General features: G+C 66.1%; 25 protein-coding genes. 22 read left to right on the forward strand and 3 right to left on the reverse strand.

Annotated features, from left to right (window positions below):
• Positions 1-26: 26 nt before the first annotated feature.
• Both trpS and MA07_RS18695 read left to right on the forward strand, forming a co-directional pair.
• Positions 27-1,067, forward strand: coding sequence for a tryptophan--tRNA ligase (gene trpS / locus MA07_RS18690; RefSeq protein WP_036354696.1), 1,041 nt, complete (start codon positions 27-29; stop codon positions 1,065-1,067).
• A 118-nt stretch (positions 1,068-1,185) separates the two neighbouring features.
• Positions 1,186-1,683: a universal stress protein gene (locus tag MA07_RS18695; RefSeq protein WP_036354490.1), complete on the forward strand. Its 498-nt coding sequence runs from the start codon at positions 1,186-1,188 to the stop codon at positions 1,681-1,683.
• A gap of 6 nt (positions 1,684-1,689) precedes the next feature.
• Here MA07_RS18695 and MA07_RS18700 read toward each other — a convergent pair whose 3' ends face one another.
• Positions 1,690-3,171 carry an NADP-dependent isocitrate dehydrogenase gene (locus MA07_RS18700; protein ID WP_052003312.1) on the reverse strand — a complete coding sequence of 494 codons (1,482 nt, stop codon included), beginning with the start codon at positions 3,169-3,171 and terminating at the stop codon, positions 1,690-1,692.
• A 99-nt stretch (positions 3,172-3,270) separates the two neighbouring features.
• Between MA07_RS18700 and MA07_RS18705 the strand changes: the two genes are divergently transcribed.
• A complete protein-coding gene (locus MA07_RS18705) occupies positions 3,271-4,185 on the forward strand; it encodes a LysR substrate-binding domain-containing protein (RefSeq protein WP_152568918.1) in 915 nt (304 codons plus the stop codon).
• Positions 4,186-4,249: 64 nt separating this feature from the next.
• The gene (locus tag MA07_RS18710) at positions 4,250-4,810 is read left to right on the forward strand and encodes a NifU family protein (RefSeq protein WP_036354495.1); all 561 of its coding nucleotides are present in this window, start codon (positions 4,250-4,252) and stop codon (positions 4,808-4,810) included.
• Between the two features lie 94 nt (positions 4,811-4,904).
• On the opposite strand, the gene MA07_RS18715 is transcribed toward MA07_RS18710, so the two are convergent.
• Complete coding sequence (locus MA07_RS18715; protein WP_052003313.1) at positions 4,905-5,489, reverse strand: NUDIX hydrolase; 585 nt, start codon at positions 5,487-5,489, stop codon at positions 4,905-4,907.
• 134 nt (positions 5,490-5,623) lie between these two features.
• Between MA07_RS18715 and tsaB the strand changes: the two genes are divergently transcribed.
• The 4 genes from tsaB (at position 5,624) to MA07_RS18735 (ending at position 8,076) form a co-directional block, all read left to right on the forward strand.
• Positions 5,624-6,307: a tRNA (adenosine(37)-N6)-threonylcarbamoyltransferase complex dimerization subunit type 1 TsaB gene (tsaB, locus tag MA07_RS18720; protein WP_036354502.1), complete on the forward strand. Its 684-nt coding sequence runs from the start codon at positions 5,624-5,626 to the stop codon at positions 6,305-6,307.
• Between the two features lie 10 nt (positions 6,308-6,317).
• Positions 6,318-6,803 carry a GNAT family N-acetyltransferase gene (locus MA07_RS18725; RefSeq protein ID WP_036354505.1) on the forward strand — a complete coding sequence of 162 codons (486 nt, stop codon included), beginning with the start codon at positions 6,318-6,320 and terminating at the stop codon, positions 6,801-6,803.
• Between the two features lie 80 nt (positions 6,804-6,883).
• Complete coding sequence (locus MA07_RS18730) at positions 6,884-7,309, forward strand: Fur family transcriptional regulator (protein WP_036354509.1); 426 nt, start codon at positions 6,884-6,886, stop codon at positions 7,307-7,309.
• Complete coding sequence (locus MA07_RS18735) at positions 7,306-8,076, forward strand: lysophospholipid acyltransferase family protein (protein WP_036354512.1); 771 nt, start codon at positions 7,306-7,308, stop codon at positions 8,074-8,076. The genes MA07_RS18730 and MA07_RS18735 overlap by 4 nt, the downstream gene beginning before the upstream one ends.
• A gap of 6 nt (positions 8,077-8,082) precedes the next feature.
• On the opposite strand, the gene gcvA is transcribed toward MA07_RS18735, so the two are convergent.
• Entirely contained in the window at positions 8,083-9,015 is a 933-nt protein-coding gene (gcvA, locus tag MA07_RS18740; RefSeq protein WP_036354515.1) for a transcriptional regulator GcvA, read from the reverse strand.
• 123 nt (positions 9,016-9,138) lie between these two features.
• Here gcvA and MA07_RS18745 point away from each other — a divergent pair, with 123 nt between their 5' ends.
• The 14 genes from MA07_RS18745 to MA07_RS18810 all read left to right on the forward strand — a co-directional run.
• Positions 9,139-9,378 carry a DUF1127 domain-containing protein gene (locus MA07_RS18745; protein WP_036354518.1) on the forward strand — a complete coding sequence of 80 codons (240 nt, stop codon included), beginning with the start codon at positions 9,139-9,141 and terminating at the stop codon, positions 9,376-9,378.
• Between the two features lie 20 nt (positions 9,379-9,398).
• Positions 9,399-10,082, forward strand: a complete 684-nt coding sequence (locus tag MA07_RS18750; protein WP_036354521.1) for a glutathione S-transferase family protein — start codon at positions 9,399-9,401, stop codon at positions 10,080-10,082.
• A 363-nt stretch (positions 10,083-10,445) separates the two neighbouring features.
• On the forward strand, positions 10,446-11,804 hold the full coding sequence (gene miaB / locus MA07_RS18755; protein WP_036354704.1) for a tRNA (N6-isopentenyl adenosine(37)-C2)-methylthiotransferase MiaB: 1,359 nt from the start codon (positions 10,446-10,448) through the stop codon (positions 11,802-11,804).
• Positions 11,805-11,873: 69 nt separating this feature from the next.
• On the forward strand, positions 11,874-12,971 hold the full coding sequence (locus tag MA07_RS18760; RefSeq protein WP_036354524.1) for a PhoH family protein: 1,098 nt from the start codon (positions 11,874-11,876) through the stop codon (positions 12,969-12,971).
• A gap of 14 nt (positions 12,972-12,985) precedes the next feature.
• Positions 12,986-13,444, forward strand: coding sequence for an rRNA maturation RNase YbeY (gene ybeY, locus MA07_RS18765; RefSeq protein WP_036354707.1), 459 nt, complete (start codon positions 12,986-12,988; stop codon positions 13,442-13,444).
• A 19-nt stretch (positions 13,445-13,463) separates the two neighbouring features.
• Positions 13,464-14,498 carry a hemolysin family protein gene (locus MA07_RS18770; protein ID WP_036354529.1) on the forward strand — a complete coding sequence of 345 codons (1,035 nt, stop codon included), beginning with the start codon at positions 13,464-13,466 and terminating at the stop codon, positions 14,496-14,498.
• Between the two features lie 107 nt (positions 14,499-14,605).
• Positions 14,606-16,150, forward strand: a complete 1,545-nt coding sequence (gene lnt, locus MA07_RS18775) for an apolipoprotein N-acyltransferase (RefSeq protein WP_052003325.1) — start codon at positions 14,606-14,608, stop codon at positions 16,148-16,150.
• Between the two features lie 50 nt (positions 16,151-16,200).
• Entirely contained in the window at positions 16,201-16,614 is a 414-nt protein-coding gene (locus MA07_RS18780) for a helix-turn-helix transcriptional regulator (protein ID WP_036354532.1), read from the forward strand.
• 106 nt (positions 16,615-16,720) lie between these two features.
• The gene (gene metK / locus MA07_RS18785) at positions 16,721-17,899 is read left to right on the forward strand and encodes a methionine adenosyltransferase (protein WP_036354536.1); all 1,179 of its coding nucleotides are present in this window, start codon (positions 16,721-16,723) and stop codon (positions 17,897-17,899) included.
• A 154-nt stretch (positions 17,900-18,053) separates the two neighbouring features.
• Entirely contained in the window at positions 18,054-18,737 is a 684-nt protein-coding gene (locus MA07_RS18790) for a tRNA (guanine(46)-N(7))-methyltransferase TrmB (protein WP_036354540.1), read from the forward strand.
• A 218-nt stretch (positions 18,738-18,955) separates the two neighbouring features.
• Positions 18,956-19,576 carry a ribosome maturation factor RimP gene (gene rimP, locus MA07_RS18795; protein WP_036354543.1) on the forward strand — a complete coding sequence of 207 codons (621 nt, stop codon included), beginning with the start codon at positions 18,956-18,958 and terminating at the stop codon, positions 19,574-19,576.
• Positions 19,577-19,678: 102 nt separating this feature from the next.
• Complete coding sequence (gene nusA, locus MA07_RS18800; RefSeq protein ID WP_036354547.1) at positions 19,679-21,298, forward strand: transcription termination factor NusA; 1,620 nt, start codon at positions 19,679-19,681, stop codon at positions 21,296-21,298.
• 31 nt (positions 21,299-21,329) lie between these two features.
• Complete coding sequence (locus MA07_RS18805) at positions 21,330-22,001, forward strand: RNA-binding protein (RefSeq protein ID WP_052003314.1); 672 nt, start codon at positions 21,330-21,332, stop codon at positions 21,999-22,001.
• The coding region (locus MA07_RS18810) for a translation initiation factor IF-2 associated domain-containing protein (protein ID WP_036354549.1) at positions 21,998-22,605 on the forward strand (608 nt) is incomplete at its 3' end. The genes MA07_RS18805 and MA07_RS18810, both read left to right, overlap by 4 nt.

Genomic DNA, 22,605 nt, shown 5'->3' on the forward strand with positions numbered 1-22,605 from the left:
TGCACGTCCCGCAGGAGTTCAAGGCGATGGCGCAGTTCAAGGAGCTGGTGTTCTCGGGCGTTCAGCCCACGGGAAACCTTCATCTCGGGAATTATCTCGGCGCCATCAAGCGCTTCGTGGCCATGCAGGAGACGCACGATTGCATCTACTGCGTCGTGGACATGCATGCGATCACGGTGCCGCAGAACCCGGCGGACCTCACCCGGCAGATCCGGGAGGTGACGGCCGCGTTCCTCGCCGCCGGCATCGACCCGAAGCGCCATATCGTCTTCAACCAGTCCCAGGTGCCCCAGCACGCGGAACTCGCCTGGGTGTTCAACTGCGTCGCCCGCCTCGGCTGGCTCAACCGCATGACCCAGTTCAAGGACAAGGCCGGCAAGGACCGGGAGAACGCCTCTGTCGGCCTCTACGCCTATCCGAGCCTGATGGCCGCCGACATCCTGGTCTACCGCGCTACCCATGTGCCGGTGGGCGAAGACCAGAAGCAGCACCTGGAGCTGACTCGCGACATCGCCCAGAAGTTCAACAACGACTGGGCCGAGTCGATCGCAGCCCACGGCTTCGGCGAGGCCTTCTTCCCGCTGACCGAGCCCATGATCCAGGGCCCGGCCACCCGGGTCATGTCGCTCCGCGACGGCTCGAAGAAGATGTCGAAGTCGGACCCCTCCGACTACTCGCGCATCAACCTCACGGACGACGCCGACACCATCGCCCAGAAGGTGCGTAAGGCGAAGACCGATCCCGAGCCCCTGCCCTCCGAGGTCGATGGCCTGAAGACCCGGCCGGAGGCCGAGAACCTCGTGGCGATCTATGCGGCGCTGATGGACACCACGCCGGACGAGGTGCTGCGCCAGCATGGCGGCGCGCAGTTCTCCGGCTTCAAGGCGTCGCTTGTCGACGTGGCGGTGACGAAGCTCTCGCCGGTGGCCGACGAGATGCGCCGCCTCATGGCCGATCCCGGCCACATCGATGCGGTGCTCGCCGACGGGTCCGCGCGGGCGCGGGCGCTCGCCTCCGTGACCATGGATGCGGTCAAGGACATCGTCGGCTTCCTGCGGGCGCGCTAGAGCCGACCGCAAAAGTGGGAACCGGTCTTGCGTGCAGAGATGCGCCTCTCGGGAGAAGCCCCCGCTTGCCGTTGACGCAAAGGCAGGGCAGCATCCGGGGTCATCAGGAGAGCGTTCCGTGAGCGACAAGCGTCGATCTTACGAATCGGGCCACAGGCCGAAATTCATGGTGGTGGTCGACAAGACCCCGGAATGCGCCAGGGCGGTGCACTTCGCCTCCCGCCGCGCGGCCCGCACCGGCGCCAGCATGGTGATGCTCGCGGTCGTCGACCCGCCCGACAATTTCGAGTGGATCGGCGTGGGCGAGGCCATGATCGAGGAGGCAAGCGAGGAAGCCGAGAAGCTCCTCGATACGGCCGCCCGCGAGGCCCGCAATGCCGCGGGCGTCGAGCCCGAGCAGGTGATCCGCGTCGGCACCCGGGCGGACGAGATCATGAAGCTGATCCAGGAGGACGAGGACATCTCCTTCCTGGTGCTCGGCGCCGGCAGCAGCAAGGAGGGGCCCGGCCCCCTGGTCTCGACCCTGGGCGGGCGCGCCGCCGCCTCCTTCCCGGTCCCCATCGTCATCGTGCCCGGCGGCCTGTCGGACGAGGAGATCGACGCGCTCGCCGGGTGATCCCGGCTACTGCCCCTGACCGAGGGAATAGCCCGGCACGCCGTCGAAGGTGAAGAGGTGCTCCGTCTTCACGAACTCGACCCCTGCCGAGGCCAGCCGGCCGAGGAGCTGCGCCAGGGTGGCCTTGTTCGGAGCCTTGCCCGGATGCGCCTCGAAGCGGCAGCGCCAATGGTCGGTGCAGAAGGTTTCCGGCAGGCCCTGCGGCCAGACCTTCACGCCGCGATTGGTGATCAGCTTCAGCGCGACCAAGCCATCCTCGGCAGCCTTCAGGCGCTCGGCCAGGTCGTCGGCCGCGCCGCGCCATTCCACGAACACGTCCATGCCGACGAGGTCCTTCCGCGCAGGCGCCTTGCGCTCATAGGCCGGGATCGGGATTGCGCCCCGCGTCGTGTCGTAATGCACGGGCTTGAGCCTTTTCGGGCTTTCCCCGAGCCGGGCGATCACCGCGTCGGCGAAGGCTTGCGTGCCCACCCGCTCTGTGGACGTGGCGGGCGTGTAGATGTCGGCCGTGTGGATGCCGTCCTCGATGGTGGCGAGCCAGGCATTGTGCAGGCGCTGCGCGGCCTCCGACTGCCCCACATGCTGGAGCATCATGGCACCGGCGAGGATGAGCCCCGACGGGTTCGCGATGCCCTGGCCTGCGATGTCCGGCGCGGAGCCGTGGATCGCCTCGAACATCGCTCCATGGGCGCCGATATTGGCGGAGCCTGCAAGCCCCACGGAGCCTGCAACCTCGGCGGCGATGTCGGACACGATGTCGCCGTAGAGGTTGGGGGTCACGATCACGTCGAAGCGCTCGGGCGAGTCAGCGAGCCGCGCCGCCCCGATATCGATGATCATGTGCCGCTTCTCGATCTCGGGATATTCGGCCCCGATCTCGTCGAACACCTTGTGGAAGAGCCCGTCCGTCAGCTTCATGATGTTGTCCTTCGTGAAGCAGGTGACGCTCCGGCGGCCGGAGGCGCGGGCATAGTCGAAGGCATAGCGCACGATGCGCTCGGTGCCGGGCCGGGAGATCAGCTTGAGGCATTGATAGACCTCGTCCGTCTGCCGGTGCTCGATGCCGGCATAGAGGTCCTCCTCGTTCTCCCGCACGATGACCACGTCCATGGCGGGGTGCTTCGTGGCCACGAAGGGCGCGTAGGCCTGGGTCGGACGCACATTGGCGAAGAGGCCGAGCCCCTTGCGGATCGTCACGTTGAGGCTCTTGAAGCCGCCACCCTGCGGGGTGGTGATGGGCGCCTTGAAGAACAGCCCCGTGCGCCGCAGGCTCGCCCAGGCTTCGGGCGCGATCCCGGCGGACAGGCCCTTGCCGTAGACTTTCTCGCCGATCTCGATCTCCTCGACCGCGAGTTTCGCCCCGCAAGCTTCGAGCGCGCGCAGGGCCGCATCCATGATCTCCGGCCCGATGCCGTCGCCGCGGGCGATGGTGACCGGCGTTGCAACGGGAAGGGTGAGGAAAGTCTGGGTTCTGGGATGAAAGTTCATGATGATCTCCGCGATGGTGGCGGGACCATGGAACGGGGTTCACCTCTTTTGAAATAAATAATAGAACTTGTTATCATTTGATTTCACAATGGTGAGTTCATGCTGCCGCGTCTCGACTTCGATCTCCTGAGAACCTTCGTGACGGTCGCCGAGACCGGGAACCTGACCCGGGCCGGGGAGCGGCTCCTCTTGAGCCAGCCGACTGTCAGCCTCCAGATCAAGCGCCTGGAGGAACAGCTCGGCTGCGCCCTGATGGAGCGCACGCCGCGCAGCCTGTCCCTCACCTCCGAGGGGGAGACCCTGCTGTCCTATGCGCGCCGCATCCTGTCTCTCACCGACGAGGCGGTGGCGCGCCTGGTCGAGCCCACCATGCAAGGCCTGGTGCGGCTGGGAACGCCGGAGGATTTCGCCACGACCCATCTGTCAGGGGTGCTGGCCCGGTTCGCGGAAGCCCACCCGAACGTGGCCCTGGAGGTGACCACGGACCTCACCCTCAACCTCATCGAGCGCTTCAAGGAGGGCGAGTTCGACCTCGTCCTCATCAAGCGGGAGCCCATGGGGCCGACCGACGGGGTGCGGGTCTGGCGCGAACCCCTGGTCTGGGCCTCGACCCGGCCCGATCCCTTCGAGCGGAACGGGCCGCTCCCGCTCGTGGTCTCGCCCCACCCTTGCGTCTACCGCAAGCGGGCGACCCATGCCCTCGACCGGGCCGGGCGGCCCTGGCGGATCGCCTATACGTCCACGTCCCTGGCGGGCGCTCAAGCGGCCGTCCGGGCCGGCCTGGGGCTGACGGTGCTGCCCAAGGAGATGGTGCCGGAGGACTTCTTCATCATCGACACGGCGGCCGGGGCCCCCGACCTGTCCGACACCGAGGTCGCCCTGATGACCGTGCCGAGCCTGTCCGTCCCGGCCGAGCGCCTGGCCGCCCACATGGTGCGCTCCCTCGAACGAAGGGATGGAACGGGCTCGTCACGGCCTTGGAATTCCCAGAAGACCATCCACATTTCCGAGTGAACCTGTTAGAACGATTCCAACACCCACTCGGCCGGCCTTGAACCGGCGCAGAGGACGAAAAGCGATGTTCATCCAGACCGAAGCCACTCCCAATCCCGCCACCCTGAAGTTCCTGCCCGGCCGCGTGGTCATGCCAGAGGGCACGTTCGAGGCGAAGACCCCCGAGCAGGGCGAAGTTTCGCCGCTCGCCGAGCGCCTCTTTGCCGTGCCGGGCGTGACCGGCGTCTTCTTCGGCTACGACTTCGTCACGGTAACGAAGGCGGACGGCGAGTGGCAGCACCTGAAGCCGGCGATCCTCGGCGCGATCATGGAGCATTTCATGACCGGCGCGCCGCTCTTCGCCAACGGCTACGGCGTCAGCCAGGAGGACGGCGAGGAGTTCTTCGACGACGCGGACGCCGCAACCGTCGAGACCATCAAGGAGCTGCTCGAGACCCGCATCCGCCCGGCGGTGGCGGGCGACGGCGGCGACATCACCTTCCGGGGCTTCAAGGACGGCACGGTCTATCTCGTCATGAAGGGCGCCTGCTCGGGCTGCCCGTCCTCGACCGCAACGCTCCGCCACGGCATCCAGAACCTGCTGCGCCACTTCCTCCCGGACGTGCGCGAGGTTCAGGCGGTCTGACGCCTGTTCGATCCGGAACCGGAAGCTCGGTTATCGAAGCGCGGCTGAAAAGCCGCGCTTTTTCCTTGAGGAGTTCTGTCGAACCGGGTGAGCCTCACAGGCTCCACTTGCCGATGGCGCTCAGCGCAATGGCCAGGGAGGCGACCTGCATCGCATTGGTGATCGTGCCGTCGGCAGCAAGCCGGACAGCCTCCTGAACCGGAATCCGCACCACCTTGATCTGCTCGGCCGGGTCGTTCAGCTTCCTGCCGGACAGGCGCACCCCCTGCGCCAGCACGGTATGGCAGAAGTTCGTGTGGGTCGCAGGGTTGGGCGAGTGCCTGCCGAAAGAGCGCCAGCGCTCTGCAACGTATCCCGTCTCCTCCTCGAGCTCGCGGGCCGCCGCCGCGACCGGGGATGAGTCCTCCCGGTCGACCACCCCGGCCGGCACCTCGAGGGACATGCCCCCATAGCCATGGCGATACTGCTCGACCAGGATGATGTGATCCTCGTCGTCGAGGGCCACCACATGAACCCAGTCGGGATATTCGAGCACGTAATAGGGCGCCACCTCCACGCCGTCCGCGGTCAAACAATCATCGGCGCGAAGCCCGATCCAGCGGTCGCGAATCACGTCGCGCGAGGTTTTCACGGTCCAGGGCCTGGGCTCGGTGGAAGATGGGTCTGATCCGGTTGTCATGGGCCGATCATGGCATTGGCCCTCCAGCCTGCTCAAGCCGAAACCCTCCGGTCGCAGGACAGGCGCATGAAACCGGGTTTCCTCCGGTCCGCTTCATGCTCTAAAGAAGCGCACAGACCTGACGGAGACAGACGTTGCGCGTCCTTGCCATCGATACCGCCCTCGGCGCCTGCTCGGCCTGCATCGTCCAGGCCGGAGAGACCGTGCCGCTGGCAGCAGAGTCCATTCCCATGGAGCGCGGCCACGCGGAGGCCCTGATGCCGCTCCTTGACCGGCTCTCGGCCCAGGTGGACGGCGGTTTCGAGAGCCTCGACCGGGTGGCCGTGACGGTCGGCCCCGGCAGCTATACGGGCCTCAGGGTCGGCATCAGCGCGGCCCGCGGCATCGGCCTGGCGGCCGGCATTCCGGTCGTGGGGGTCGCCACCCTGTCGGCCTTCCTGGCGCCGCTCATGGTCGGCGACAGGCGCGGACTGTTCACCGCCGCCATCGATGCCAAGCACGGCCACCTCTACATCCAGGCCATCGCGCCGGGCGGACGCACCATCATCCCGCCGGGGCTGATGACCTATCGCGACGCCATCCGGCTCCTCGGCTCGGGGCCGATCGTCGTGGCCGGATCGGCCGCCGCCATGCTGGCGGCCGAGGCCCGGATCCAGGGGGTCGAGGCGCAGGTCAGCGACGTGTCGGCCTTCCCCGACATCGCCTGGGTGGCGCGCCTCGGGGCGCTGGCCGACCCGGCCCAGGCCCTGCCGAAGCCGCTCTACCTGCGCGAACCCGACGCCAAGCCGCAGGACGGGGCCCGAATCGCCCGGCAATAGAATTCCCGCCATGAGCATTCTCGACCGCTTCCTCCATCCGCCTGCGCCGCATGTGGAGCCCGTCGGCACCGATGCGGCTGCGCGGCTCGCGGCGATCCACGCCTCGGCCTTCCCGCGGCCGTGGAGCACCCTCGATTTCGAGCGCCTGCTCGGGGAGCGCGGAATCATGGCGGACGGGCTTTTCCTGGGCCGCACCACCAAGCCGTCCGGCTTCGTCCTGTCGCGGATCGTGCTCGACGAGGCGGAGATCATCACGGTGGCCATTGCCCCTGAGGCGCGGGGGAAGGGCTTTGCTCGCGCGCTTCTCACTCCCCATCTCGACGCCCTGTCCCGCCGGGGCGTCGCCCGCGTGCACCTGGAGGTCGAGGAGGGCAATGGACCGGCCATCGCTCTCTACCGCCGCGCCGGGTTCCGAGAGACCGGACGGCGGGAGGGATATTATCACAAGGCCGACGGCACGAAGGCTTCGGCGCTGACCATGGCGCTCGACCTATAGCCCCCTCCGCTCACCTACCGTATAACCCTCCGCAAGGAGACCTTTCAGCCTTGGCCACACGCAACAGCACATCCGCCAGAATGCGCCGGTCGGACGCCATCGAGCGCGCCTGCCGCGAGAAGGGCCTGCGCATGACGGGCCAGCGCAAGATCATCGCGCAGGTGCTCGATTCGGCCGAGGACCATCCCGACGTGGTGGAGCTGCATCGCCGCGCCGTGCAGGTTGACGACCGCATTTCACTCTCCACCGTCTACCGGACCGTGAAGCTGTTCGAGACGGAGGGCATTCTCGAACGGCTCGATTTCCGCGACGGGCGCTCGCGCTACGAGCAGGCGGCCCGCGAGCACCACGACCACCTGATCAATCTCGAGACGGGAGACGTGATCGAGTTCCGCTCCGAGGAGATCGAGGCGCTGCAGAACGAGATCGCCCGACGCCTCGGCTACAAGGTGGTGTATCACCGGCTAGAACTCTACGCGGTGCCGCTGGACAAGGACGACGCGTGACCACACTCGCTGTCGCCTTCCGGCTGCTCCTGCTCGGCCTGTGCAGCCTCGCGCTCGTGCCGCTGCAGATGCTGGCCCTGCGCCTCGGCTGGTCGGCCACCCTGCACGTGCTGCCGGTGTGGTTTCACCGGGCGCTTCTCAAAATCTTCAACGTGCGCGTGATCGAGCGCGGCACGCCGCCGGGCCGGGCAGCCACCATCGTGGTGTCGAACCACGTCTCCTGGCTCGACATTCCGGTGATCGGATCCCTGCACCCGCTCTCGTTCATCGCGAAATCCGAGATCGAGGGCTGGCCCGTGGTGGGTTTCATGGCGACGCTCCAGCGCTCCGTGTTCATCGACCGCCAGCGCCGCAAGGCCACCGCCGAGGTCAACGACGCGCTGGCCCACCGGCTGGTGAAAGGCGAGGTGGTCGTGCTGTTTGCCGAGGGCACCACGAGTGATGGCAACCGGCTCCTGCCCTTCCGCTCCTCGCTGGTGGGCGCGGCCCAGACGGCGCTCATGCACGACAGCGTCGAGCGCGTGCTCCTGCAGCCGCTCGCCATCACTTATACCCACCGCCACGGCCTGCCCGTGACCCGGCGCGACCGCCCCTTCATCGCCTGGTACGGCGACATGGATCTCGCGTCCCATCTCAAGATGTTCATCCGGGGCATTCCCCTCGACGTGGTGGTGACCTGGGGCGAGCCGATGCCCTTCAACGGCAACCGCAAGCAGGCCACCGCCTTCGCCGAGGCCGAGGTGCGGCGGGCGTTGAGGGCGGCATAATCGCTGTCATCCCTGCGCCGCCTCCGCAGCCTGCGCCCTTGCCTCGTCCAGCAGCCAGGCCCGAAAGGCCGCCAGCGCCGGCCGGTCGGCGGTCGCCTCCGGGCAGACGATGTAATACTGATAGGCTCCCTTGACCTGATGCGGGAATGGCCGGACGAGACGGCCGGCCTTCAGATAATCACCGATGAGCACGTTGGTGGCGAGCGCTACGCCCTGCCCGGAAGCGGCGGCCTGCAGGCACAGATAGGTGTGGGTGAACCGAGGGCTGCGCGCGGTATCGATTCCCGAGACTCCGACCTCTGCAAGCCATCGATCCCAAGTGGTATAGTCCGGCACGCTATCAACGGCCTCGTAGATCAGGGTGTGATGCCGCAGATCGGCGGGCTCGCGCAAAGGCCGCTCCGGATTGTTGAGCAAGGCCGCACTGCATACGGCGAAGAAGAACTCCTCCATCAGCAGGCTCGTGCGCAGGCCCGGATAGTGGCCGCGCCCGAAGCGGATCGCCATGTCCACGTCCTCGCGGTCGAAGTCGGTAAGCTCACCCGACACCGAGACCCGGACATCCAGCTCCGGGTGACGCTCCCGGAAGGCGCCGAGCCGCGGGATGAGCCAGTTCGAGGCGAGGCTCGGCATGGCGCTGACGGTGATGACGTTGGAGGCCTCCGGCCGCAGGGCCCGGGCCGTTGCCTCATCGAGCCGGTTGAGCGCCTCGGTGACGGATACCGCATAGCGCTCGCCCAGGGGCGTCAGCACCACGCCCCGACTCGGCTGGCGCAGGAAGAGCGGCCGCCCGAGCCAGGCTTCCAGCGCCTTCACCTGCTGACCCACGGCGCTCGCCGTGACGGCGATCTCGTCGCCGGCCTTCTCGAAGCTGAGGTGGCGGGCGGCGGCCTCAAAGGCGCGCAAGGCATTGAGGGGCGGGAGACGGCGACGGAACATGGGGACCTTTGAGGCACTCTGCCCAAGTTCTGCTTGGGCAAGACGCAAGAACTTCTCGTTTGCTTGCAGCCTACCACAGGAGCACATTCATCTCCAGAGAAACGCCATCGAAGGAGAACCGTCATGGCGACCGGATATGCCACAGCAAATCTTGGGTTCCACACCGCTCACCGCAACCACGGGAACGTGCTCATGAATCTGCTTTTGCGCTATGAGGCCTGGCTTGACCGGCGCAGGACCTCCAAGATCCTGTACGAACTCGACGACCATGCTCTGCACGATATCGGGTTGTCACGGGCCGATGTGGAGGGCCTGAATGAGACCTCCTGGCAGGATCACCTCCCGCCGTCGATCAGCCGATAAGCACATTTGAAAGGCGCCCGATGCAGCTCTATTCAGGTCCCGTCAGCCTCTTCTCCCGTAAAGTGGAGATCGCCCTCTACGAGAAGGGGCTCGCCTTCGAGCGCATCGGGGTCGCCTTCAGCCAGACGAAGGGTTATTCGCCCAAGCACCCGGACGTGCTGGCCCTCAACCCCAAGGGACAGGTGCCCGTGTTCGTCGACGGGGACCTGTCCCTCTACGATTCGACCGTGATCCTCGAATATCTGGAAGACGCCTATCCCGAACCGGCGCTCTACCCGAAGGATCCACGGGAGCGCGCCGGCTGCCGCCTGCTCGACGTCTACGCCGACGAGATCATGCTGGCGCCCTTGCGCTTCCTCATGCACCGGACAGAGCCGAAGCCGGAGGATCTCGATCGCTGGGAGGCCAAGGAGATGAAGGCCCGCGAGGCCGAGCCCGCGCTTGCCGGCCACTTCGCCGCCCTCGACCGCCAGCTTCAAGGCCGGGATTATCTCTGTGGCGCATTCTCGGCGGCTGACATTGCCGTGTTCATGACCGTGTTCTGGACCCGGCGCCTCGGGGGGCCGTCCTTGAGGGGATATGAGAACCTGGCCGGTTGGTACGGGCGGCTGAGCAACAGGCCAGCCTTCGCCAAGGTCGTTTCCGAAATCCTCGCGGCGGACGCGGAATTGTCGGCGCCGGTCGAGGGCGCGTTTCGGGATTGATCATCCATCATCCCGGACGGCGCAGCCGATCCGGCATCGTTATCAGAATTAACGCTATCATCCCGGGGCCGCGTAGCGGAGCCCGGGATCCATAAACACGACGCCGGTTGAGTTACGAGCTACGGCAGCCGCTTCGTCCTATCCTGCATTGCCGGCGGTTATGGATTCCCGCCTTCGCGGGAATGACAATGTCGAGGTTCAGGCGCCACGCTTGTCCGACGATCCCGGATCGCCTGCGGCGTCCGGGATGACCGCATTGTCTAAAATCCTTGAGCCAAACAGCCGCTATTCTCTTGCGTGACGAAAAGGCTTAAAAGGCGCTCATCTTCGCCCGCCCGATTGCAAGCAGAACAGGCCGACCTCGTGAAAAAAGTCTTCGTCAAATCCTATGGCTGCCAGATGAACGTCTATGACGCCGAGCGCATGGCCGACATGCTGGCGTCCGAGGGCTACAGCGAAACCAAGGCCATGGAGGAGGCCGACCTCGTCATCCTCAACACCTGCCACATCCGCGAGAAGGCCGCCGAGAAGGTCTATTCCGAGCTCGGCCGCGTGCGCGAGCTGAAACAGGAGCGCGAGGCGGCCGGACGGGAGACGAAGGTCGTGGTCGCCGGCTGCGTCGCCCAGGCCGAGGGCAAGGAGATCCTGCGCCGGGCGCCTGCCGTCGACGTGGTGGTGGGGCCGCAGAACTATCACAACCTGCCGGGCCTGCTGAAGAAGCCGCGCTCCGAGCGCGTGGTCGACACGGAATTCCCGGTCGAGGACAAGTTCGACCACCTGCCCAAGCCCTCGAAGACGGCGATCCGGAACCGGGGCGTGTCGGCGTTCCTCACCATCCAGGAAGGCTGCGACAAGTTCTGCACCTTCTGCGTGGTGCCCTACACCCGCGGGGCCGAGGTCTCGCGCCCGGTGGCCAAGATCCTGGATGAAGCCCTGCGTCTCGCCGATGCGGGCGTGCGCGAGCTGACCCTGATCGGCCAGAACGTGAATGCCTATCACGGCGAGGGGCCGGACGGCTCCGTGTGGTCGCTCGGGCGGCTGCTGCATCGCCTGGCCGAGATCCCCGGCATCGCACGGCTTCGCTACACCACCAGCCATCCGCGCGACATGGACGACGAGCTGATTGCCGCCCACCGCGACCTGCCGGCCCTGATGCCCTACCTGCACCTGCCGGTGCAGTCCGGCTCGGACCGCATTCTCGACGTCATGAACCGCCGGCATACGGGCGACGAATACCGGCGCCTGATCGAGCGCATCCGCCACGTCCAGCCGAACCTGGCGCTCTCCTCCGATTTCATCGTCGGCTTTCCCGGCGAGACCGATTCGGAGTTCGAGGACACCATGCGGCTCATCGCCGATGTAGGCTTTGCCAGCTCGTTCTCGTTCAAATACAGCCCCCGCCCCGGCACGCCCGCGGCGGATATCGAAACCCAGGTCTCCGAGACCGTGAAGGCCGAGCGTCTGGCGCGGCTGCAAAATCTTCTCGAAATGCAGCGGCAGGCCTTCAACCACGGAACCGTCGGGCAGACTCTCGACGTTCTCTTGGAGAAGCCGGGTCGTCACCCGGGTCAGATGGCCGGCAAGTCGCCCTACCTGCAGCCCGTGCAGTTCGAGAGCGACCGCCACGCCGTCGGCGAGATCGTGACGGTGCGGATCACGCGGGCTGGTTCGAACAGCCTGTTCGGGGAATGGATTGGACCCGGCAGCCAGGCCGCGGCCTAGTCTGTTGCCCAAGGAGGCCCCATATCCGTCTGCCGCAGCGCCTGCGGCAGAGATTCAGAGGAGAGGCATTTGAGCCCAGCGGACAACGCGACCGCACGTGCACACAAGGGACGCAACCCCGGCGGCTTGCATCCCGGCGTCGTCGAAGAGGCCGAGATCGTCCTCACCTTCGAGGACAACCGCCTCGCCAGCCTCGTTTTCGGACAATACGACCAGAACCTCGCCCATCTCGAGCGGCGCCTCGACGTAACGGCCATTGCCAACGGCAATCGCGTCACCGTGAAGGGCACGCCGGAGGCCTCCGAGATGGCCCGGCGCGTGCTCGAAGGCCTCTATGAGCGCGCCCGCCAGGGCGGAGCCCTCGGCACCGGCGATGTGGACGGCGCCATCCAGGAGAGCACCCTCCAGGGAAGCCTCTTCCCGGCCGCCGAGCAACAGCCGGCTGCGGGCCTCACGGCCTTCGACCAGATCTCCACCCGCCGGCGTGGGGCGGTGCGCGCCCGCAACGCCGCGCAGAACACCTACATCAAGGCTCTCAAGACCAACGAACTCGTCTTCGCCGAGGGCCCGGCCGGCACCGGCAAGACCTGGCTCGCCGTGGGCTACGCGGTGTCCCTGCTCGAGGCGGGGCAAGTGGACCGCCTGATCATCTCGCGGCCTGCCGTGGAAGCCGGCGAGCGGCTCGGCTTCCTGCCCGGCGACATGCGCGAGAAGGTCGATCCTTACCTGCGCCCGATCTACGACGCGCTCTATGACTTCATGGAAGCGCGCCACGTGGACCGGGGCCTGCAGACCGGCATGATCGAGATCGCGCCGCTGGCCTTCATGCGCGGCCGCACCCTCACCAACGCCCTGGTGCTGCTGGACGAGGCGCAGAACACCACCACGATGCAGATGAAGATGTTCCTGACCCGCCTCGGCGAGGGCTCGCGCATGATCATCACCGGCGACCCGTCGCAGATCGACCTGCCGCCGGGCCAGAAGTCGGGTCTCGTCGAGGCCGTGCGGATTCTCGACGGAGTGGAAGGCATCACCCGGGTGACCTTCAAGGAAGTGGACGTGGTGCGCCACGACCTCGTGCGCCGCATCGTGACCGCCTACGACAAGGCCGCCCGCGAAGCCCCGCCGGAGCCTCCGCGCCAGGATTACCGGGACCGCCGCCCGTGATCACCCTCGACATCATGATCGAGGCAGGCGACTGGTGCCGCCTCGAAGACGCCGAGGCCCTGGCCCAGAAGGCCGCGGAGGCGGCGCTCGCCGTCACCTACGAGGCGGACCAGGAGTTCGAGGCGAGCGTCATGCTCGCTGACGACGCCCAGATCCGCGAGCTGAACCGCACGTGGCGGAACAAGGACAAGCCCACCAACGTGCTGTCCTTCCCGGCGCCGGAGCAGCCGGGCTTAAGTGGCCCTCGCCATTTGGGCGATATTGCTTTAGCCTACGAAACCCTGGTGCGTGAATCCGAGGAGGAATCCAAGGAGCTTGCGCATCATTTCGCCCATTTGATCATCCATGGAGTTCTGCACCTTCTCGGCTACGACCACGAGGTCGAGGCGGAGGCGGACATCATGGAAGCTCTCGAGGTCAAGGCGCTCGCCACCCTTGGCATCGCCGACCCCTATCGCGATATGGCAGCATAACGGCTGACAACCCACGGCAATGAACGAAGATCGAAGTCGTAGCGAACGCCCTGTCCGAACCCTCACCGAGACAGACGACACACGCGACCACTGGTACGACCGGGTTTTGACCCGTCTCGGCCTGAAACCCCGCGAATCCATCCGCCACGATCTTGAGGATGCTCTCGCGGAGACCGTCGAGGACACGGACTTCTCGCCCCAGGAGCGGGCGATGCTCAAGAACGTGCTCTCCTTCCACCGCATCCGGGTGGAGGACGTGATGGTGCCCCGCGCCGACATCGTGGCGGTGGCGGCCGAGACCAATCTCGGCGAACTCCTGAACCTCTTCCGCACGGCCGGCCACTCGCGTCTGCCGGTCTATGGCGAGACCCTGGACGATCCCAAGGGCATGGTTCACATCCGCGACTTCCTGGACTTCATTGCCATGCGGGCTGATGGCGGCGCCTCTGAAGCGGGCGCCGGCGACGAGACCTCTCCGCCGAGCCTCGGCCAGATCGACCTGTCGATGACGCTGGCGTCGGCCAACATCCTGCGCCCGGTGCTGTTCGTGCCGCGCTCCATGCCGGCCATCGACCTGCTGGTGCGGATGCAGGCGACCCGCACCCACATGGCCCTGGTGATCGACGAATACGGCGGCACCGACGGGCTCGTGTCCATCGAGGATCTCGTCGAGATGGTGGTGGGCGACATCGAGGACGAGCACGACGAGGATGCCACCCTCACCATCATCCAAGCGGCCGACGGCACCTATATCGCCGATGCCCGCGCGAGCCTCGACGAGGTCAAGGAGACGCTCGGCGTCGACCTCACCGAGGAGGAGGGTGCCGAGGATATCGACACGATCGGCGGCTTCATCGTGACGCTCGCCGGCCGCGTGCCGTCCCGCAGCGAGGTGATCGTGGGTCCGGCCGGCCTCGAATTCGAGGTTCTCGATGCGGACCCCCGGCGCGTGAAGCGGCTTCACATCCTTCGCCGCACCGTGGCCTCCACCGAGGTGGAAATCACCGAAGGCCAGCCGGTCGCCCCGCGTCCTGAAAGCGCTGCCGCCGAATGAGGCTGTCGGCGAAGCGTGATGTTTTAACCGAGGCATCGGATATCGCAGGGATCCTGCCGGTTTTTGCGGCGCTCGGATCCGGTGCGCGCAGCTGGCACCGTTGGCTCATGGCCTTCGCGGCCGGGGCCGTCGGCGCTTTCGCCATGCCGCCTTTCGGGTTTCTGCCGGCGCTCGTCCTGTCCCTCGTGCCGGCGATCTGGCTCCTCGACGGGACCATGAAGGGGAGCCCATCCCGCTGGGCTCCGCTGAAGGCCGCAGCCGTGCTGGGCTGGTGCTGGGGCTTCGGCTATTTCGTCGCCGGGCTCTGGTGGCTCGGCGCGGCCTTTCTCGTGGAGGCGGATCAGTTCGCCTGGGCCATGCCGTTCGGGGTCCTGGGCCTGCCGGCCCTCCTCGCCTTCTTCCCGGCCTTCGGCTTCATGCTGGCCCGCCTGCTCTGGCTGCCGGATGCCCGGCGCATCCTTGCCTTTGCGCTCGGCCTCACAGTGGCCGAGTGGCTGCGCGGCTACCTCTTCACCGGCTTTCCCTGGAACAGCCCCGGCATGGCGCTCGGCCAGCATCTCTGGCTGATGCAATCCGCCTCCCTGGTCGGCCTCTATGGCCTGACTTTCTTGAGCCTCTGCATCGGCGCGGCTCCCGCGGTCCTGCTGACCGGACGGACAGCCCGTGCCCGCTGGACGGCTCCAATCCTCGCGGCGGCATTGCTCGTTGGCATGGCAGGATTCGGCGTCTGGCGGGTGCCCGCGCAGGCATCCGCCACCGTTCCCGACATACGCCTGCGCATCATGCAGCCGAACCTGCCTCAGGACGCCAAGTTCAACCCGCGCAACCGCGACGCCATCATGCGGCACTACCTGACCTTGAGCGCGAGACCGGGGCGCGATGGAGCCGCACCGACGCACATCATCTGGCCGGAATCGGCCTTTCCCTTCCTGCTCCACCGGGATGCGGGATCGCTGGCGCAGATCGCGGCTCTCTTGGAGCCCGGCTCCGTCCTGATTGCGGGAGCGGCCCGCATGGACGAACCGCTGCCCGGCGAGGCGGTGGGCAAGTTCTACAACGCTATCCAGGTGATCGACGATCAGGGTACGATCCTCGGCTCTTACGACAAGGCGCATCTGGTGCCCTTCGGCGAATACGTGCCGAAATTTCTCGATGCGCTGATCCGTGCGGTGGGCCTGCGCCAGTTCGTGCACATCCCGGGCGGTTTCGAACCTGCCGAGAAGCGGATGGTGCTGTCTATTCCGGGACTGCCCCCGGTGGCTGCAACGATCTGCTACGAGGCGATCTTTCCGGGTGAGATCCTGGCCGATGGCCCCCGGCCGAACCTCATCCTGAATGTGACCAACGATGCCTGGTTCGGTGAGACCCCGGGCCCCTACCAACATTTTGCGCAGGCACGGCTGCGAGCCGTCGAGGAGGGCCTGCCCCTGGTGCGGGCCGCCAATACGGGAATCTCCGCCATCGTCGATTCTTACGGCCGCGTAGTGGATAATCTTCCACTCTCAGTTGAAGGCATCATAGATTCAGGCCTTCCAGTTGCGGAACCTGCCACTGTTTACAGCAAATGGGGCAAGTTTTCTTTGACGGTTACGCTTGTGATCTGCTTAATGCTCCTGGTTGTACGTCGTGGGCAACATTCAACTTTTCCTTAAGTCACCCATGACCTTGCATCACAATAATTCCGGTAAGGAAGTGGGGCCATATGAAGAAGTCGACGGGCTCTATCGATAAGGAAGTCGGAAGCCGCGTGCGCATGCGCCGCATGTCCATCGGCATGAGCCAGGAGAAGCTTGGCGACATGCTCGGACTGACCTTTCAGCAGGTCCAGAAATACGAAAAGGGGATGAACCGGATCAGCGTAGCTCGTCTGATCGAGATCGCCAAAATCCTCGGCGTCGACATTCATTTCTTTCTCGACGGCGTCACGAGCGCTAAATCCACCGCCGGTTTTGCGGAAGAGAACCCGCCCACCTACGTGGCGGACATGATGTCGACCCCGGAGGGCCTGCAGCTCGTCCGGAACTTCACCGGCATCAAGAACCCCAAGGTCCGCAAAAGCATCGTCCAGCTCGTCGCGTCACTGGCCATTCAGGAGGAAGCGGAACGTTCGTCATAACGAACACGTTCGCTTGACCTTTCCTCAAGCCTGCGGCATGAGCATGGTTTCAGGCCTGCGGAAGATCTGCAGGTCCCGCTTTTCCATTGCCTGAAGGAATTCCGTCGTGCGGCGTTCGAGCTATCTTTTCACCAGTGAATCGGTGTCTGAGGGGCATCCGGACAAGGTCTGCGACCGGATCTCCGATGCCGTCGTTGACGCCTATCTGGCCGCCGAGCCCGAGGCCCGTGTGGCCTGCGAGACGCTCGCCACCACCAACCGCGTCGTCATCGCCGGTGAGGTGCGCGGACCTGCTTCCATCACCAAGGACAAGGTGATCCAGCTTGCCCGCGATGCCATCAAGGACATCGGCTACGAGCAGGAAGGCTTCCACTGGAAGAACGCCGAAATCGACGTGTACCTCCACGCCCAGTCGGCCCATATCGCCCAGGGCGTCGATGCCTCCGGCAATAAGGACGAGGGCGCGGGCGACCAGGGCATCATGTTCGGCTATGCCTGCACCGAGACGCCCGATCTGATGCCGGCGCCGATCTACTACGCCCACAAGATCCTCGAGAACCTCACCGCCGCCCGCAAGGGCAAGGTGGGCGATGCCGCCAAGCTTGGCCCCGATGCCAAGAGCCAGGTCACGGTGCGCTACGAGAACGGCAGGCCCGTCTCGGCCACCCAGATCGTTCTCTCGACCCAGCATCTCGACGAGAGCCTCTCCTCCGAGGACGTGCGCGCCATCGTCGAGCCGCATATCCGCCAGACCCTGCCCGAGGGCTGGATCTCGCCCGACACCATCTGGCACGTGAACCCCACCGGCAAGTTCGTGATCGGCGGCCCGGACGGCGATTGCGGCCTCACCGGCCGCAAGATCATCGTCGACACCTATGGTGGCGCAGCGCCGCACGGCGGCGGCGCCTTCTCCGGCAAGGACCCGACCAAGGTGGACCGTTCGGCCGCCTATGCCGCCCGCTATCTCGCCAAGAACGTGGTGGCGGCCGGTCTCGCCGACAACTGCACCCTGCAGCTCTCCTATGCCATCGGCGTGGCCAAGCCCCTGTCGATCTACGTGGACCTGCACGGCACCGGCAAAGTGGACGAGGGCAAGCTCGAGGCGGTGCTCATGGACGCCATGGACCTCTCCCCCCGCGGCATTCGTACGCATCTCGGCCTCAACCGGCCGATCTATGCCCGCACCTCGGCCTATGGCCATTTCGGCCGCAAGCCGGACCAGGATGGCGGCTTCTCCTGGGAGCGCACGGACCTCGCCGACCGCCTCAAGGCAGCATTCCGTTAAGAGCCGCTTCGGCAGGCCGAACACCCTTCGCCCCACGGAGACTCACCATCAAGAGCCGGTTCCCCGCGAGGAGAGCCGGCTCTAAATGCATCATCCGGCGCGATAAGAACCGGCTAATTGAGCAAGTCGTACCGACTTCAGGAGCATCTGTCCTATGAGCGAAGCCTCCGAACGCGCCGGTGCCTTCTTCGGACGCCGGAAGGGCAAGAAGCTTCGCGCCGGGCAGGACGAACTCGTCCAGACCCTGTTGCCTGCGATCCGCGTGGTTCCGGGCAGCGACCTGTCCAGCCAGTTTCCGAACCCCCAGGCGCGCGAAACCTGGCTTGAGATCGGCTTCGGCGGCGGCGAGCATCTCGCCGCCCAGGCCCGCGCCCACCGCGACGTCAACATCGTCGGCTGCGAGCCCTTCGTGAACGGCATGGCCAAGCTCCTGGCCGTGGTCGAGCACGAGCGCCTTGACAATGTCCGGGTCTGGGACGACGACGTCACGGACCTGCTGCCGACCCTGCCGGACGCCTGCCTCGACCGGGTCTACATTCTTTATCCCGATCCCTGGCCCAAGCGCCGGCAGCGCAAGCGCCGCCTCGTCTCCGACGAGACTTTGGAGATGCTCGCCCGCGTGATGAAGCCGGGCGCGGAGCTGCGCTTTGCCAGCGACATCGACGATTACATCGGTTGGGTGCTCGCCCGCGCCTTGCGCTCCCATGCTTTCCGCTGGACCGCCACCCGGGCCGACGATTGGCGCAAGCCCTATGAGGGCTGGCCGGGCACCCGCTACGAGGCTAAGGCCATCCGCGAAGGCCGCGTGCCGAGCTACCTGACCCTCACACGGATCTAAGCCGCGCTTAGGGGGCTCTCGGGAAGCGCCTATTGGCGGCAACTGAAGGGGGTTGAGCGTGTGCCCGGCGGGCCTCGTGCAGGACCCTTGCTTTTTTGGGCTTGAATCGCTATAAGTTCGCCGTCAGCTCTGGTTGCAGCGTTAAGCTGCTGGTCAAGAGTGGGCCCCGCCGGGTCCGCTCTTTTTTATTGCCTGAATGCCGGAGCGTGCGGAGAGCCATGACAAACGAACGCGACAAGCGGCTGATTACCGAAAACGGCGTGGCCGCCAGAGTGGCGGCGATCGTCGAGCCCGTGATCGAGGATCTGGGCTTCAATCTCGTGCGGGTGCGGGTCACCCCCACGAACGGGTGCACGGTGCAGATCATGGCCGAGAGGCCGGACGGCAGCATGTCGGTGAGCGATTGCGAGACCGTGAGCCGGGCGATTTCGCCGGTGCTCGACCTCGAGGATCCGATCGACACGGCCTATTATCTCGAGATCTCCTCGCCGGGGATCGACCGGCCGCTCGTGCGGGAGAGCGATTTTGCGCGCTGGACCGGCTACGACGCGAAGATCGAGATGGCGGTGCCGCTCGAAGGCCGCAAGCGTTTCCGGGGTTTTCTCCGGGGCGTCGAGAACGGAAAGCTCGTTGTCGAGTTGCCGGACGTAAAGGAAGGCCTCGACCCCATCGCGCGCCTGCCTCTGACGGATCTGGGCGAGGCTCACCTCGTTCTGACCGATGACCTCATCCGTGAATCGCTGCGCCGGGGAACGGCGCCGACCACGGACGACCTTGATGAAGACACGGACGTGGTGGATGCGCCCGACGAGCCGCAGGACCCGTCCAACGACCCATGATCCGGTTCACCGGTAAGATCATGCGGCCAAGCAACGAACAGGATTGGGACGCGGTCATCGCCACCCATTCTTGAGACGAAACCGAACGAAGGAGCGACCTCGATGGCTATCAGTGCCAACAGGCTTGAACTCTTGCAGATCGCCGATGCGGTCGCCCGCGAGAAGGTGATCGACAAGCAGATCGTCCTCGACGCCATGGCGGACGCCATTGCCAAGGCAGCCCGGTCCCGCTACGGCGCCGAGACCGACATCCACGCGGAGATCAACGCGAAGACCGGCGAGCTGCGCCTGTCCCGGCACCTCCTGGTGGTCGATGATGGCGCGCTGGAGAACGACTCCCGCGAGATCACGCTGGCCGAGGCCCGAACCCGCCACAACCCGGCGGCCCAGGTGGGCGACGTGATTGCCGACACCCTGCCGCCCTTCGATTTCGGCCGCATCGCGGCGCAATCGGCCAAGCAGGTGATCGTCCAGAAGGTGCGCGACGCCGAGCGCGACCGTCAGTACCAGGAATACAAGGACCGGATCGGCGAAATCGTGAACGGCGCAGTCAAGCGCGTCGAGTACGGCAACGTGATCGTCGATCTCGGCCGCGGCGAGGCGATCATCCGCCGCGACGAGCTGATCCCCCGCGAGACCTTCCGTCCCGGCGACCGCATCCGCGCCTATCTCTTCGACGTGCGCCGCGAGGCCCGTGGGCCGCAGATCTTCCTGTCGCGCACCCATCCGCAGTTCATGGCGAAGCTCTTCGCGTCGGAAGTGCCGGAGATCTATGATGGCATCGTCACGGTTCAGGCCGTGGCCCGCGATCCGGGCTCGCGCGCCAAGATCGCCGTGATCTCGCGCGATTCCTCCATCGATCCGGTCGGCGCCTGCGTCGGCATGCGCGGCTCCCGCGTTCAGGCGGTGGTGGGCGAGCTCCAGGGCGAGAAGATCGACATCATTCCGTGGTCTCCCGATCAGGCGACCTTCATCGTCAATGCGCTGCAGCCGGCCGAGGTGGTCAAGGTGGTGCTCGACGAGGAGGCCGACCGCATCGAGGTGGTGGTGCCCGACGACCAGCTCTCGCTCGCCATCGGCCGCCGCGGCCAGAACGTGCGCTTGGCCTCGCAGCTCACCGGCTGGGACATCGACATCCTGACCGAGGCTGAGGAATCCGAGCGCCGCCAGAAGGAGTTCGCCGAGCGCACCGAGCTGTTCATGAACGCGCTGGACGTGGACGAGGTCGTGGGTCAGCTCCTGGCCTCGGAAGGCTTCCGCTCCGTCGAGGAAATCGCCTATGTGGACGCCGGTGAAGTGGCGGCCATCGAGGGCTTCGACGAGGACACCGCCGCCGAGATCCAGAGCCGCGCGCAGGAATATCTTGCCCGCATCGAGGCCGAGAACGATGCCCGCCGCCAGGAACTGGGCGTCTCCGACGACCTGAAGGAGATCGACGGCGTCACCACCGCCATGATGGTGGCTCTCGGCGAGAACGACATCAAGAATGTCGAGGATCTGGCCGGCTGCGCCACCGACGATCTCGTCGGCTGGACGGAAGGCCGCAGCCCCGAGGCCACCCGCTACAAGGGCGCGCTGGACGGCTTCGACGTGTCCCGTGCGGATGCGGAGAACATGATCATGGCCGCCCGCGTGAAGGCGGGCTGGATCGAGCAGCCGGAAGAGATCGTTGAGACTGAGGAATCGGCCGAGGAAGCCGAGACCGAAGCTCAGCCGTCTTGAACCCGGTGATGGCAAAGCGAGGTCAGCATTCGTGCCGCGGCATGAACCGGAGCGCACCTGCATCGTCACCCGCGAGGCGAAAACGCCCGCAGGACTGATCCGCTTTGTCCTCGGGCCCGACAGCCAAGTCGTGCCCGATCTCCGTCACAAGCTGCCGGGTCGCGGCGTCTGGGTGACGGCCCGCTATGACATGGTGGAGGAGGCGGCCAAACGTCGCCTCTTCGCCCGCGCCTTCAAGGCCGAGGCCAAGGCTCCCGAGACCCTGGCCCAGGACATCGAGCGTCTCCTCCGGGACGACCTCCGCCAGGGCTTGGCGCTGGCCAACAAGGCCGGATCGGTGATCACCGGCTTTCACAAGGTCGAATCGACCATCACGGATAAGCCCATCGTTGCCCTTATTCATGCCGCAGAAGCGGCCGAAGATGGGCGAAGAAAATTAGCGAACCAGTTGCGAAAACGCTTCGGCGAGGCAATATCTAGCTTTCCGGTCATCCAAGAATTGTCGAATGACGAATTGGATTTGGCATTAGGCCGGTCAAATGTGATACATGCTGCCCTCGTCGCGGGCGCTGGGAGCGACGGCTTTCTGAACCGCTGGCATCGTTACCGCGTCTTTCGCGGGATCGACGCCGATCAAACTGGCCTCGGAAACGAGACCGGCGAACCCAAGACTATGAAACCCGCAGGAACTGAGGCGGAATGACCGATACGAAAAACCAGGGCGACAAGACTCTTCATGTGTCGTCCAAGACGCTTTCTCTGAAGCGCCCCGTCGAACAGGGCGTGGTGCGCCAAAGCTTCTCCCATGGCCGATCCAAGTCGGTTGTGGTCGAGACGGTCAAGCGTCGCCCTGCTGTTGGCCCCGGTAGTGGGGTCAAGGAAGACAGACCCGCCCCGCAACAGGCAGCGGCCCCTGCGGCTGCGCCCAAGCCTGCCGCTCCGGCGGCTCCGGCCCCGAAGCCGGCGGCGCCCGCCCAGGGTGGCCGCCCGCAGCGGTCCGCTCCGAATACGCCCCGTTCAGGCGGCATGGTGCTGCAGACCTTGTCCGAGCAGGAGCGTGATGCGCGCATGAACGCGCTCGTCGATGCGCGCCGCCGCGACGAGGAAGACCGCCGCCGCCAGGCTGAAGAGGCTGCCCGCCGCGCCGAGCGCGAGGCTGAAGAAGCCAAGGACCGCGAAGCTGCCGAAGCCCGCAAGCGCGAGGAAGAGGACCGCCGCCGTCAGGACGAGGAGCGCAAGCGCCGCGCCGAGGACGAAGCCCGCCGCCGTCTCGGCGAGGAGGCTCCCCGCCAGGCCGCAGGCGCCGC

Source organism: Microvirga sp. BSC39, assembly GCF_000739015.1.
Lineage (GTDB): Bacteria > Pseudomonadota > Alphaproteobacteria > Rhizobiales > Beijerinckiaceae > Microvirga.

Excerpts from the sequence above, each read along its gene's own strand:
- trpS (WP_036354696.1), top strand. The coding sequence starts at position 27 with ATGGCGCAGTTCAAGGAGCTGGTGTTCTCGGGCGTTCAGCCCACGGGA.
- MA07_RS18700 (WP_052003312.1), bottom strand. The coding sequence starts at position 3,171 with ATGAACTTTCATCCCAGAACCCAGACTTTCCTCACCCTTCCCGTTGCA.
- MA07_RS18705 (WP_152568918.1), top strand. The coding sequence starts at position 3,271 with ATGCTGCCGCGTCTCGACTTCGATCTCCTGAGAACCTTCGTGACGGTC.
- MA07_RS18710 (WP_036354495.1), top strand. The coding sequence starts at position 4,250 with ATGTTCATCCAGACCGAAGCCACTCCCAATCCCGCCACCCTGAAGTTC.
- MA07_RS18715 (WP_052003313.1), bottom strand. The coding sequence starts at position 5,489 with ATGACAACCGGATCAGACCCATCTTCCACCGAGCCCAGGCCCTGGACC.
- MA07_RS18725 (WP_036354505.1), top strand. The coding sequence starts at position 6,318 with ATGAGCATTCTCGACCGCTTCCTCCATCCGCCTGCGCCGCATGTGGAG.
- MA07_RS18730 (WP_036354509.1), top strand. The coding sequence starts at position 6,884 with ATGCGCCGGTCGGACGCCATCGAGCGCGCCTGCCGCGAGAAGGGCCTG.
- gcvA (WP_036354515.1), bottom strand. The coding sequence starts at position 9,015 with ATGTTCCGTCGCCGTCTCCCGCCCCTCAATGCCTTGCGCGCCTTTGAG.
- MA07_RS18745 (WP_036354518.1), top strand. The coding sequence starts at position 9,139 with ATGGCGACCGGATATGCCACAGCAAATCTTGGGTTCCACACCGCTCAC.
- MA07_RS18750 (WP_036354521.1), top strand. The coding sequence starts at position 9,399 with ATGCAGCTCTATTCAGGTCCCGTCAGCCTCTTCTCCCGTAAAGTGGAG.
- ybeY (WP_036354707.1), top strand. The coding sequence starts at position 12,986 with ATGATCGAGGCAGGCGACTGGTGCCGCCTCGAAGACGCCGAGGCCCTG.
- MA07_RS18770 (WP_036354529.1), top strand. The coding sequence starts at position 13,464 with ATGAACGAAGATCGAAGTCGTAGCGAACGCCCTGTCCGAACCCTCACC.
- lnt (WP_052003325.1), top strand. The coding sequence starts at position 14,606 with ATGGCCTTCGCGGCCGGGGCCGTCGGCGCTTTCGCCATGCCGCCTTTC.
- MA07_RS18780 (WP_036354532.1), top strand. The coding sequence starts at position 16,201 with ATGAAGAAGTCGACGGGCTCTATCGATAAGGAAGTCGGAAGCCGCGTG.
- MA07_RS18790 (WP_036354540.1), top strand. The coding sequence starts at position 18,054 with ATGAGCGAAGCCTCCGAACGCGCCGGTGCCTTCTTCGGACGCCGGAAG.
- rimP (WP_036354543.1), top strand. The coding sequence starts at position 18,956 with ATGACAAACGAACGCGACAAGCGGCTGATTACCGAAAACGGCGTGGCC.
- nusA (WP_036354547.1), top strand. The coding sequence starts at position 19,679 with ATGGCTATCAGTGCCAACAGGCTTGAACTCTTGCAGATCGCCGATGCG.